The sequence below is a fragment of the Blautia sp. 2227st1_G12_2227SCRN_220401 genome (assembly GCF_039062885.1).
In the GTDB taxonomy this organism is placed as follows: domain Bacteria; phylum Bacillota; class Clostridia; order Lachnospirales; family Lachnospiraceae; genus Blautia_A; species Blautia_A fusiformis.
The window spans coordinates 1-12934 of the sequence record NZ_JBCLNI010000024.1 but is presented as its reverse complement, the minus strand read 5'-3'; the positions used below and the strand labels follow the sequence as shown (position 1 = coordinate 12934).

The window sequence follows — 12934 nt, the reverse complement described above, 5'->3', positions numbered from 1 at the left end:
AGAGCTGACCGTCAGGCCAGCTCTTCCCATTTTTCATAAAGCTCTTCCAGTTCTTCAGTGATGGCTGCTTTTTCGCGGCTCAGCTTTGTACATTCCGCTACATTGGTGCAGACATCCGGAAGGACCATGGTTTCGTCGATCTCGCTGTCTCTTGTTTCCAGCTCTTCGATACGGGCTTCGACTTTTTTCAGCTCGGCTTCCCGTTTTCGTTTCTTTGCCTGTTCTTCCTTCATCTGCTGCCAGGAAAGCTTGTTCTCGGAAACCGCTTTTTCTTCGGCAGGTGCCTCCGGAGAAGTGCTTCCCGGTGCATAGGTACTGGTCAGCTCCTCCTTCTTTTCCAGATAGTAATCATAATCACCGATGTAATTTACCACTGCCTGGTTTGTCAGCTCCATGATCCTGGTCGCAGTCTGATTGATAAAGTAACGGTCATGGGAGACATAAAGGACTGTACCGGTGTAGCTGACCAGTGCTTCCTCCAGGATCTCCTTGGAGGCAATATCCAGATGGTTGGTAGGCTCGTCAAGGATCAGGAAGTTGGCTTCGGAAAGCATCAGCTTTGCAAGGGAAACACGGCCTCTTTCTCCACCGGAAAGTGCGGAGATCTCCTTGAAAACATCATCTCCGGTAAAGAGAAATGCGGCAAGCATATTTCGGATCTCGGTCTCTGTGAGAGTCGGATAAGTATCGGAGATCTCTTGGAAAATCGTCTTGTCCATATGCAGAACATGATGTTCCTGATCGTAATAACCGATCTGCACCTTGGAACCAAGGGAAAATTTGCCGGCATCTGCCTCAATAAGACCGTTGATGATCTTCAGCATGGTGGTCTTTCCGGTTCCGTTGTTTCCGATCAGTGCCACACGCTCGCCGCGTTTGATATCAAAGGAGATATCGGAGAACAGGGTCTGTCCCGGAAAGGCCTTGGAAAGCGCTTCCACGTGGAGCACATCGTTTCCGCTTAACACCCGTGGTTCCAGCGAGATACGCATCCGGTCCTGGAGCTCAAGAGGCTTTTCGATCCTCTGTACACGGTCCAGCATTTTTTCACGGCTTTCCGCACGCTTGATGGATTTTTCACGGTTAAAGGATTTCAGCTTGGCGATAACGGCTTCCTGATGCTTGATATCCCGCTGCTGATTTAAGTATGCCTTGTACTGTGCGTCACGAAGCTGAGCCTTCTTGAGAGCATAGGCAGAGTAGTTGCCGCTGTATACGCGGGTCTGTCCGGCTTCGATCTCAATGACCTTGGTGACCACCTTATCCAGAAAATAACGGTCATGGGAGACGATAAAAACAGCTCCCGGATAATTCAGAAGATAAGTTTCCAGCCAGGAGATGCTTTCCATATCCAGGTGATTGGTTGGCTCATCCAGAAGCAGGATATCCGGCTTGGAAAGAAGCATCTTGCCCAGCGCCACGCGGGTTTTCTGACCGCCGGAAAGAGTTTCGATCTGCTTGTCATAATCTTCCTCCGTGAAGCCGAGACCCTTTAAGACACCGGTCAGCTCACTTTTGTAAGCGTATCCGTTCTCCAGCTCAAACTGATGGGTCAGGCGGGTATAGGTTTCCATCAGACGGTTCAGCTCATCACCGGTCACCGTGTTCATTTCCTGTTCCATGTTGCGGATACGGCGTTCCATATCGATGATGTGCTGCTTGGTGGTAAGAAGCTCCTCGTAGATGGTATGATGTCCGTGGATATCCTGGTACTGGGCAAGATAGCCGATATTTTTATCCCGGGCAAGCACCACGGTACCGGAATCAGCAGAAAGCTCCTGCATGATGATACGCAGCAGTGTGGTCTTTCCTGCACCGTTGCATCCGATCAGAGCAGCCTTTTCACGGTCTTCAATGTGAAAGGATGCATCATTTAAAATTACTTTTTCGCCAAAGGCCTTGCATATATTCTGACATGATAAAATCATAAAAACTGTCCTCCTGTATAAAGAATCACCCCTGTTTATGTCTGAACAGGGAAAAATCCTCCACCTATTATAACGGAAACTGCCGGGATTTCAAAGAAAAAATCAATTATTAGAAAAAATAAAAAGAAATTTGTACAGAATAGACAACTTTAATTGACAGGAAAATGTCAATTCGTTATAATTAACCTAGTGTAAGGTAAGGAGGAAAACTATCGTGGAGACAAAACAAATCTCGAAAGCGGTGATTAAGCGTCTGCCACGCTATTACCGCTACTTAGGAGAGCTGATGGAAGACAATGTAGAACGTATTTCTTCCAATGAGTTAAGTAAGAAGATGCATACCACAGCTTCTCAGATCCGTCAGGATCTTAATAATTTCGGCGGTTTTGGGCAGCAGGGGTATGGCTATAATGTACATTATCTTTATACAGAGATTGGTAAGATCCTGGGACTGGATACCGTTCATCCGATGATCATTCTGGGTGCTGGTAATCTGGGACAGGCACTTGCCAATTATGTGGATTTTGAGAAGCGTGGCTTCAGGCTGGTTGGTATCTTTGACGTAAATCCTGTGCTTGAGGGCATCGCAGTCCGTGGACTTGAGATCCAGATGCTCAGTGAGCTTCCGTTTTTCCTGAGAGAGAATAACGTGGAGATCGCGATCCTGACACTTCCCAAGAATAAAGCCAAGGAAATGGCAGATATCCTGGTGGAGAACGGGATCAAGGCAATCTGGAATTTTGCACATCTCGATCTTGAGACACCGGATGATGTGATCGTAGAGAACGTTCATCTTTCCGAGAGTCTGATGACACTGTCTTATAATCTCAGCAAATACAGGCAGGAACATGTGGATAAGTAAGAATTGTTAAGCTGCCGGAAACGGCAGCTTTCTCTATGACAGAGGGGAGGCAGAAGACAGAATGAAGAAGCTTGTTACCTGCAAAGAAATGAAGGATCTGGACTCCACAACGATCCGTGAGATCGGAGTTCCCTCCGAGGTTCTGATGGAGCGGGCGGCACTGAAGGTGGTAGAGGAAACAGAAAAGTATCTCCAGAAGGACGAAAGGATCCTGGTAGTCTGCGGAAGCGGAAATAATGGCGGTGACGGTATCGCTGTTGCCAGATTGTTCCATCTGAAGGGAATCCGGGTAGAGTTTTATATGGTCGGAAACAAAGATAAAATGACCAGAGAGACAGCTCTTCAGTATAAGATCGCTTCCGGTTATCGTGTCCCGGAGGTGAATAACCCGCAGTGGAGTGAATATACTACTATAGTAGATGCCGTGTTTGGGGTAGGCCTGACGCGTCCGATCGAGGGGCATTATGCTGATATCATCCATGAGATGAACAGTGCGAGGGCCAAAAAGATCGCAGTTGACATCCCGTCAGGAGTGAACGGAGATACTGGCCTGGAAATGGGAATTGCCTTCAGCGCCGATCTGACTGTCACATTTGCCTACCGGAAAAGAGGTCTTTGCTTTTATCCGGGAAGACTGTATGCAGGAAGGATCGTTACCGCCGATATCGGGATCTATGAGCAGGAAGCTGTGACTGCATCTGCCGCCTGTCTGGAAAATAAAGATCTGAAGCTGTTTCCGGAACGTGATCCCGGCGGAAACAAGGGTACCTTCGGAAAAGTGCTCTTTGTGACCGGAAGTGAGGGAATGTGTGGAGCCGCTTATTTAAGCGCCAGTGCAGCACTTCGTGCCGGTGCGGGAATGGTAAAGATCCAGACTGTGGAAGCCAACAGGATCCCACTGCAGATACTCCTTCCGGAGGCTATGGTCTGCAGCCGCTTTGATCAGGAATCCAATGAACAGCTTCTATCCTGGTGTGATGTGATCGTGATCGGACCGGGACTTGGAACATCAGTGGCCAGCCGTGAGAGAGAACAGTGGTTTCTCACGGCGGCTGCCCGGGAGAAAAAGCCGCTGATCCTGGATGCGGACGGCCTGAACCTTCTGGCTGCACATCCACAGTGGTATCAGTATCTGGGAGAGCATGTAGTCCTGACACCGCATATCGGAGAAATGAGCCGGCTCAGTGGCAGAACGATCCAGGAGATCCAGCATGAGATCGCAGATACTGCACTGAAATGTGCTGCGGAAACAGGCTCTGTGTGCGTATTGAAGGATGCATGTACGGTGATCGCAGATGAAAAAGGCCAGATGTATCTGAATCTTTCCGGTAATTCCGGAATGGCAACTGCAGGAAGCGGAGATGTGCTTTCCGGGATCCTGGCAGCAGTGTTATGTATGTATCTGAAAACGGAGGAACAGCCTCCCATGGTTTTAAAGGCCGCGTTAGGTGTTTATCTTCACGGACTTTGCGGTGATCTTGCAGCCGCTGAAAAAGGAAAGCGCAGTATGCTGGCAGGAGATATCATAGAATATCTGCCCAAGGCATTAGCTATAGGTGAAGAGGAGTCGGGATTATGAAAAAATACGAGAGAGTAAAAGCACTGGTATCACTGGATGCCATTGCCCACAATTTTGAGGAAATGCATAAAAATGTCAAAGAAGGGACAAAGATTATCGCTGTGATCAAGGCAGACGGTTATGGCCATGGTGCCAGAGCTATTGCCCGTCTGATCCAGGACTATGACTATATCTGGGGATTTGCAACAGCTACTGCAGAGGAGGCACTGGAGCTTCGGCATGCAGGGATCACCAAGCCTGTCCTGATCCTTGGCCTTGTATTTGAGGAATATTATGAGGAGCTTGCAGCCAATGATATCCGAATCACCATATCGGATCTTAATACAGCGGCAGAATATGCAAAAGCAGGTGCACGCATTGGAAAAAATGTACATATTCATCTGGCTCTGGATACGGGAATGACAAGGATCGGATATGCGGATATTCCGGAAAATGCGATAAAGATCGAAAAAATCTCAAAAATCCCGAATCTGGTGATCGAGGGAATGTTTACCCATTTTGCCAGGGCGGATGAGACCGACCGTTCTCCTGCATTGGTGCAGCTGGACCGTTATCTCCGTTTTGCAGAGCTTCTGGAAAAAAGAGGTGTTCATATTCCGGTACGTCACTGCTCCAACAGTGCAGGTATCATCCGTGTTCCGGAAGCAAATCTCAATGTCGTTCGTGCCGGTATCACCATTTACGGTATTTATCCGTCAGAGGAGGTAGAACGTGATATTGTGAAGCTGACACCTGCAATGGAGCTGAAAAGTCATGTATCCTATGTGAAAAATGTGGAACGTGGAACAGCGGTAAGCTATGGAGGAACGTTTGTTACAGAACGCTTTACCAGAATGGCAACGATCCCCGTAGGTTATGCAGATGGCTATCCGAGACAGCTTTCCAATAAGGGCTGGGTCCTGATCCGGGGCAAAAAAGCTCCGATCCTCGGACGTGTCTGCATGGATCAGTTTATGGTTGATGTCACAGATATCCCGGAGGTGAAGGCCGGGGACGAGGTCACCCTGATGGGAAGAGATGGAGAGGAATTTATCAGTGTGGAGACACTGGGAGATCTTTCCGGAAGATTTTCCTATGAATTTGTCTGTGGGATCAGTAAACGTGTTCCGCGGGTTTATATCAAAGACGGTAAGGAATGCGGAGAAGAGGAGAGCTTTTTCCAGTAGATCCGTAAATACCCGGATCCGGAAAACGCCGGGTCAGACATAAGGCCGGTAAAAAAGTACCACGCATGGTATACACAAAGAAATTGTGGAAATACTTATCTGTAAAAAGGAATACGGCTTGCAAATAAGCCGGACCAGAATCGGAGTGTGAATTGTGTGGTTATAAAAAGAGGGGATATTTTTTACGCGGACTTAAGACCTGTAGTGGGCAGTGAACAGGGCGGCATCCGTCCGGTGCTGATCATCCAGAACGATGTGGGCAACCGTCACAGTCCCACAGTGATCTGTGCGGCAATTACATCAAAAATGAATAAGGCAAAGCTGCCGACACATATTGAGATCGATGCATCCGCCTACGGGATCGAAAAGGATTCCGTGATCCTTCTGGAACAGCTCCGCACCATCGACAAGCGGCGTCTGAAGGATAAGGTGTGTCATCTGGACAGTGCTATGCTTGATAAGGTGAATCATGCGCTTGAGATCAGTCTGGAACTGACTTTTTAGGGGAACATGAGGAATTTTGACCGGTTTGTTTTCTGATTCTTGACGAAATCTTTCATAAGTGCTATATTAAACCGAGTTGCAATTATGTAAAACGGTACCCAAAATGAGTAGGGCACGAAAGAAAATATACGGTAACAAGGAGAGGAAGATACCATGTCAGGACATTCAAAATTTGCCAACATCAAACATAAGAAAGAGAAAAATGATGCCAAGAAGGGTAAGATCTTCACAGTCATCGGCCGTGAGATCGTTATGGCAGTAAAGGCCGGCGGCCCGGATCCTGCAAACAACAGCAAGCTTCGTGATGTCATCGCAAAAGCAAAAGCAAACAACATGCCGAACGATACGATCGATCGTGGAATCAAGAAGGCAGCAGGTGCGGATTCTGCAGACAGCTACGAGAAGGCTGTATATGAGGGATATGGTCCGAACGGTGTTGCTATTATCGTAGAGACTCTTACAGATAACAAGAACCGTACTGCAGGTAATGTACGTAACGCGTTTACCAAGGGTAACGGAAGCATCGGAACACAGGGATGCGTATCCTTTATGTTCGACCAGAAGGGCCAGATCATCATCGATAAGGAAGAGCTTGAGGATGAGTGCGGCGAGATGGATGCGGACGAGCTGATGATGACAGCTCTGGATGCAGGTGCTGAGGACTTCAACGAGGAAGAGGACAGCTTTGAGATCATCACAGCACCGGACGATTTCAGTGCTGTACGTGAGGCTCTTGAGAAAGCCGGAATCCCGCTTGTAGAAGCACAGATCGCCATGATCCCGCAGACCTATGTGGAGCTGACGGATGATCAGGCTATCAAAGATCTTCACAGAACACTGGATCTTCTTGATGATGACGACGACGTTACTGACGTATGGACAAACTGGGACGAATGATCTCTGAATAGAAAGTAATATTTTGCATATAATACCTCCAGAATTTCAGATTCCGGAGGTATTTTTTTATGGAAAAACAGAGCGAAGAGAGAAAACAGAAGGAACTGGACCGGGAAGCGAGCCAGAACGAACAGATTCGGGAAACCGGGCAGGCAGTGCTCGATGGAAATTCCCGGAAGCATAAAGTGGAGCTTCTGACGGTGATCGGGGAAATCGAAGGTCATGAATCCGCGCCGTCTCACAGCAAAACAACCAAGTATGAGCATGTACTGCCAAAGCTGGCTCTCATTGAGGACGATGAGGAGATCGAGGGGCTTCTGATCCTTTTAAATACGGTAGGAGGAGATGTGGAGGCAGGGCTTGCCATTGCGGAGATGATCGCGTCTCTGAGTATCCCTACGGTTTCCCTGGTGCTGGGCGGGGGACATTCCATAGGTGTACCCATGGCGGTATCAGCAGATTATTCCTTTATCGTGCCAAGTGCTACCATGGTGGTCCATCCGGTTCGTCAGAACGGAATGTTCATCGGCGTGGCGCAGTCCTACCGCAATATGGAAAAGATCCAGGACCGGATCATTGCCTTTGTATCCGGACATTCACATATCACGGCAGAACGGATGGAGGAGCTGATGCTGGATACCTCCCAGCTTGTAAAAGATGTGGGGACTATGCTGGAGGGTGAGGAAGCGGTAAAGGAAGGACTCATCGATGAAGTAGGAGGGATCCGGGAGGCACTGGACCGATTGTATACCCTTATCGAAAGGAAAAAAACACAGAAATAACCAGTTTTGTATGTGGCTTTTGATGATACTAGTTGCATAAGACTAACATGGTTGCGCTGTGCTGTGGTAAAGAAATTTGACAGAAATTGTAAATCTACTCTTGTCATATGCTGATTTTTAGCGTATTATTAATAAAGGTTTATAATTTGCGCGAGGAGGAAGACCATGTATAAGGTTTTAAAAGCTGAAACGCTGGCAGCTAAGATCCATCTTATGGTTGTGCATGCACCACGTGTGGCAAGCCACTGTCTGCCAGGACAATTTATCATTGTGAAACTTGACGAAAAGGGAGAAAGGATCCCGCTTACCATCTGCGATTACGATCGCGAGGCCGGTACAGTTACCATCGTATTCCAGGAGATCGGAGCATCTACCATTAAGATGTCCGCACTGAAGGCGGGAGATTCATTCCGTGATTTCGTAGGACCTCTGGGATGTCCGTCTGAGTTCGTTCATGAGGATATCGAAGAACTTAAGAAGAAAAAAATGGTATTCGTAGCCGGTGGTGTCGGTACCGCACCTGTTTATCCGCAGGTTAAATGGCTCCATGAGCACGGCATCACAGCGGATGTTATCCTTGGTTCCAAGACTAAGGATATGGTTATCCTTGAGAAAGAGCTTGGCGCTGTTTCCAATCTTTATGTTACAACAGATGACGGTTCCTATGGCCGTTCCGGTATGGTAACAAAGACTCTTGAGGATCTTGTGACAAACGAGGGCAAGCATTATGACGTCTGTGTAGCGATCGGACCGATGATCATGATGAAATTTGTCTGTCTTCTTACCAAGAAGCTTGGTATCCACACAATTGTCAGCATGAACCCGATCATGGTTGACGGAACCGGTATGTGCGGCGCTTGTCGTCTCCAGGTCGGTGATGAGATCAAATTTGCCTGCGTAGACGGACCGGAGTTCGACGGACATCTCGTTGATTTCGATCAGGCTATGAAGAGAAGCCAGATGTATAAGACCCAGGAGGGCCGTGCATTACTGAAGCTTCAGGAAGGCGATACCCACCACGGTGGATGCGGACATTGCGGAGGTGACAACTAATGGCAGATGCAAAAATGTTAAAAAAAGTTCCTGTAAGAGAGCAGGATCCGAAGGTACGTGCGACAAACTTCGAGGAAGTATGTCTTGGATATAATCAGGAAGAAGCAATGGAAGAGGCACAGAGATGCCTTGGCTGTAAGAAACCGAAATGTGTAGAGGGATGTCCGGTATCCATCAATATTCCGGGATTTATCGAGCACATCAAAGAGGGCAACATGGAAGAGGCTTACAAGGTGATCGGTTTATCTTCCGCACTTCCGGCTATCTGTGGTCGTGTATGTCCGCAGGAATCCCAGTGTGAGGGACAGTGTATCCGCGGTAAGAAGGGCGAGGCTGTTTCTATCGGTAAGCTGGAGAGATTCGTTGCAGACTATGCTCTGGAGCATGATATCAAACCTGCAGGAGCAGAGGTTAAGAACGGACATAAGGTTGCAGTGATCGGTTCCGGTCCATCCGGACTTACCTGTGCAGGTGACCTTGCAAAGGCAGGATACGATGTAACTGTATTCGAGGCTCTTCATGAGCTTGGCGGTGTTCTTGTTTACGGTATTCCGGAGTTCCGTCTTCCGAAGCAGAAGGTTGTTAAGAAAGAGATCGAGAAGGTCAAAGAGCTTGGCGTTAAATTCGAGACAAACGTTGTCATCGGTAAATCCACTACTATCGATCAGCTGATCGAGGATGAGGGATTTGAGGCTGTATTCATCGGTTCCGGTGCAGGACTTCCGATGTTCATGGGTATCCCGGGTGAGAATGCAAGCGGTGTATTCTCTGCAAACGAGTACCTGACAAGAAGCAACCTCATGAAAGCATTCGATGATTCCTATGATACACCGATCGCAGCAGGCAAAAAGGTTGCAGTTGTCGGCGGCGGTAACGTTGCCATGGATGCTGCAAGAACAGCGCTGAGACTTGGTGCTGAGGTACATATCGTATACAGAAGAAGTGAGGCAGAGCTTCCTGCACGAGCAGAGGAAGTTCATCACGCTAAGGAAGAGGGCATCATCTTTGATCTTCTTACAAATCCGAAGGAGATCCTCGTTGATGAGAACGGCCACGTAAACGGTATGAAGGTTGTCAAGATGGAGCTTGGTGAGCCGGATGCATCCGGAAGAAGACGTCCGGTAGAGATTCCTGGTTCCGAGTATGATATGGATGTAGATACTGTCATCATGTCTCTTGGTACTTCACCGAACCCGCTGATCTCTTCCACAACCAAGGGCCTTGACATCAACAAGAGAAGATGTATCGTTGCCGAGGAAGAAACCGGTAAGACATCCAAGGACGGCGTATATGCCGGTGGTGATGCCGTTACAGGTGCAGCTACCGTAATCCTTGCCATGGGTGCAGGTAAAGCTGGTGCAAAAGGTATCGACGAATATCTGAAAAATAAATAAGCAGAAAGTCTGTTTATAAACAGATCCTCCGACTGTGTTTTCTGATGCAGCCGGAGGATTTTTTTTCTTGCAGATCAAAAAAAGAACATTTGTTTGAAACTTTTGCCAAGTGAAGATTGTAAGTTTTACTCAGTTATGCTATAATGTGTTGGAAAAAATTTAAGAAAAGGAAATATCATTATGTCAGTGATACATGCGATTATATTGGGAATCATTCAGGGAATCACCGAATTTCTGCCGGTGAGCAGCTTCGGACATCTCTGTGGAGTGCAGGATCTTTTGGGCGGTACCAGAGGCTCCGGTGTGCTTTTTGAAGTGATGCTCCATCTGGGAACTATGATAGCTCTGATCCTTGTTTTTCTGAAGGACATCAAGAAAATCGGGATCGAGCTGATCGGAATGATACTGGATCTGATCGGAAATGCCAATATTTTTCTCTATAACCGTAGGACTGGGAAAGAGCTTACCTACGCAAAGATCATAAGCGGAACTTACCGGAAGCTTACTGCCCTGATCATGGTATCCACCATTCCTACAGTCCTGATCGGATATCAGTGCAAACGACTTGTTGTGCGAAGCGCATCCTCACACATGTTTTCCGGGATCGGAATCCTTCTTACAGGTGTGATCCTCCTTGTTGTGGACTACAGTAATGTCAATGGCAGCAAGGGAACAAAAGAAACCAGCTTCGGAGATGCTATGTGGATGGGTATCTGCCAGGGCCTTTCTGTGTTTCCGGGACTTTCCAGGCTTGGACTTACCATGAGCGCAGGACTTTTCTGCGGCCTCGGAAGAAAGTTTGCAGTGAAATATTCGCTGCTGATGAGCATTCCGGCTGTGTTGGGAGCTTTTTTTGTGGAGATGGGAGAGTTTACTTCTGTTCATATGACTGTTGGCCAGGGATTTACTTATGTTCTTGGAATGATCGTGGCCGGGATCACAGGCTATCTGGTGATCCGTTTTATGCTTAAGCTTTCGAATCAGGTCAGACTGCGTTATTTTGCATTTTATTCTTTTGCAGCCGGAATCCTTATTCTGGCAGCGAATTATATTTGATATCAACTGGGAGGAGTCTGACAATGGCAGCTTCAAAAACGACAAAAAAAAGAAAAAGAAAACCTGCGGCGAAGCAGCAGCCTGTCGGTAACCGCTTTCAGACAGAGATCCTGATCCTTGTGATGTTTGCGGCCTGCCTGATCCTGATGATCAGTGCATTTGGTATGGGAGGGATCGTAGGAAATGCCATCAGTGCCGTATGCTTTGGCATCATGGGACTTTGTGCATATATTTTCCCGATCCTGCTTTTTGCCGGAGTTACGTTCCTGATCGTGAACAATACCAACCGCCTTGCCTACAAAAAGGTACTGGCGGGCGTGGTATTTTTTGTGTTCCTCTGCGGCTTTCTTCAGCTGATCACAGAGGGCTATACGCCAAGCACCACGTTTTCGGATTATTATTCACTGAGTTCGGAATACCGTACCGGCGGTGGAGTATTCGGTGGTGCAGTATGTATTTCCACAGCATCCGCTTTTGGCGTTGTGGGCGGAACTGTGATCATCGTTCTGGTGCTTCTGGTGTCTCTGATCATCATAACACAGAGATCCTTCTTCGGATTTATGAATAAGATCCTGGACTTTTTTACAGATGCAGCAAGAGAGGGCAGAGAAGCTTATCTTGAGGGACAGCCGGACAGAGAAAAGCAGAAGGAGCTTCGCAGAAAGATCCGTGCGGAAAAAAGAGCGGAGAAGATCCGCCGGCTGGAAGAAGAGCTGGAGGAAGAAGAACTTGCCCTTACAGAGAAAGATCCGGAAAATATCTCAAAAAAACAAAAGAAAAAAACAAGAAGATCGCAGAAAGAAAGACAGGCTGCGGTGAAGGCGAACCGGGAAGGAGAATTTAATCTTCCTTCTTTCCTTGATGAACAAAAGGCTGTACTTCCGGCAGATACAGATCTGACAGAAGAGGATCCAGGGCTTGATGAGAAACCGGAGGAGCATGCTCAGCCGCTGGAATTCCAGATCCACCGTTCACAGTCCCAGCCGGCCCGGGAAGAGTCGGAGGAGCCGGATTTCGAAAGAGAAATGCAGGTAGCCGAAGAGGAAGATGCCTATTCCGGTTATGAGGATGTGGATATTCCCGAGATGCAGCAGGTCCTGCCGTCAAAAACTGAGACAGCAGCAAAAGCTTCCCGGGAAACAGGAAAGGCAGCCGTTCCCGCTGAGATAAAGGAGGATCCTCAGCCGGGAGCTGAACAGAAGGCATCCCATCAGCCCTCCAGAAACCCGAAGTCATCTCAGACAGAGATCGAGCATGGGATCAGAAATATCCAGCATGAGATCAGCCAGGGAGAAGCTCCGGAGAAGAAACCATATCAGTATCCGCCGCTGAAGCTTCTGAAGCGCGGAGATGGCAGATCTCAGGGAGATTCCGATGCACATCTGCGCAAAACAGCACAGAAGCTTCAGGAAACCCTGCATAATTTCGGCGTCAATGTAACCGTTACCAATGTGAGCTGCGGACCTACCGTTACCCGCTATGAGCTGCAGCCGGAAATGGGTGTGAAGGTCAGCAAGATCGTTGGTCTTTCCGATGATATCAAGCTGAATCTTGCTACACCGGATATCCGCATCGAAGCACCGATACCGGGAAAGGCAGCCGTGGGGATTGAGGTTCCGAACAAGGAGAACAGCCCGGTCATGCTGAGGGATCTTCTTCAGTCAGAGGAGTTTAAAAATGCAAAATCCAAGCTGTCTTTTGCAGCAGGTAAGG

The 12934-nt window shown here is 48.0% G+C and carries 11 protein-coding genes; 10 read left to right on the top strand and 1 reads right to left on the bottom strand.

Annotation, left to right across the window (positions count from 1 at the left end; genetic code table 11):
- Window positions 1-11 precede the first annotated feature (11 nt).
- Window positions 12-1928, bottom strand: a complete 1917-nt coding sequence (locus ABCM67_RS12090) for an ABC-F family ATP-binding cassette domain-containing protein (RefSeq protein WP_147603007.1) — start codon at window positions 1926-1928, stop codon at window positions 12-14.
- Between the two features lie 214 nt (window positions 1929-2142).
- On the opposite strand from ABCM67_RS12090, the gene ABCM67_RS12085 reads away from it, so the two are divergent.
- The 10 genes from ABCM67_RS12085 to ABCM67_RS12040 all read left to right on the top strand — a co-directional run.
- Entirely contained in the window at window positions 2143-2790 is a 648-nt protein-coding gene (locus ABCM67_RS12085; protein WP_021650558.1) for a redox-sensing transcriptional repressor Rex, read from the top strand.
- Between the two features lie 61 nt (window positions 2791-2851).
- Window positions 2852-4369 carry an NAD(P)H-hydrate dehydratase gene (locus tag ABCM67_RS12080; protein WP_114002417.1) on the top strand — a complete coding sequence of 506 codons (1518 nt, stop codon included), beginning with the start codon at window positions 2852-2854 and terminating at the stop codon, window positions 4367-4369.
- Window positions 4366-5535: an alanine racemase gene (alr, locus tag ABCM67_RS12075; protein ID WP_110102265.1), complete on the top strand. Its 1170-nt coding sequence runs from the start codon at window positions 4366-4368 to the stop codon at window positions 5533-5535. Before ABCM67_RS12080 ends, alr begins: the two co-directional genes overlap by 4 nt.
- Before the next feature lie 156 nt (window positions 5536-5691).
- A complete protein-coding gene (locus ABCM67_RS12070) occupies window positions 5692-6039 on the top strand; it encodes a type II toxin-antitoxin system PemK/MazF family toxin (RefSeq protein WP_021650556.1) in 348 nt (115 codons plus the stop codon).
- A gap of 153 nt (window positions 6040-6192) precedes the next feature.
- Entirely contained in the window at window positions 6193-6936 is a 744-nt protein-coding gene (locus ABCM67_RS12065; RefSeq protein ID WP_015524823.1) for a YebC/PmpR family DNA-binding transcriptional regulator, read from the top strand.
- A 68-nt stretch (window positions 6937-7004) separates the two neighbouring features.
- Window positions 7005-7718: an ATP-dependent Clp protease proteolytic subunit gene (locus ABCM67_RS12060; protein ID WP_015524824.1), complete on the top strand. Its 714-nt coding sequence runs from the start codon at window positions 7005-7007 to the stop codon at window positions 7716-7718.
- Between the two features lie 165 nt (window positions 7719-7883).
- A complete protein-coding gene (locus ABCM67_RS12055) occupies window positions 7884-8771 on the top strand; it encodes a sulfide/dihydroorotate dehydrogenase-like FAD/NAD-binding protein (protein WP_015524825.1) in 888 nt (295 codons plus the stop codon).
- Complete coding sequence (gltA, locus tag ABCM67_RS12050) at window positions 8771-10165, top strand: NADPH-dependent glutamate synthase (RefSeq protein ID WP_021650554.1); 1395 nt, start codon at window positions 8771-8773, stop codon at window positions 10163-10165. The genes ABCM67_RS12055 and gltA overlap by 1 nt, the downstream gene beginning before the upstream one ends.
- A 180-nt stretch (window positions 10166-10345) precedes the next feature.
- Window positions 10346-11221 (top strand): undecaprenyl-diphosphate phosphatase, encoded by an 876-nt coding sequence (locus tag ABCM67_RS12045; RefSeq protein ID WP_147603006.1) that lies wholly within the window; start codon window positions 10346-10348, stop codon window positions 11219-11221.
- 23 nt (window positions 11222-11244) lie between these two features.
- On the top strand, window positions 11245-12934 hold a 1690-nt coding region (locus ABCM67_RS12040; RefSeq protein WP_342992891.1), incomplete at its 3' end, for a DNA translocase FtsK 4TM domain-containing protein.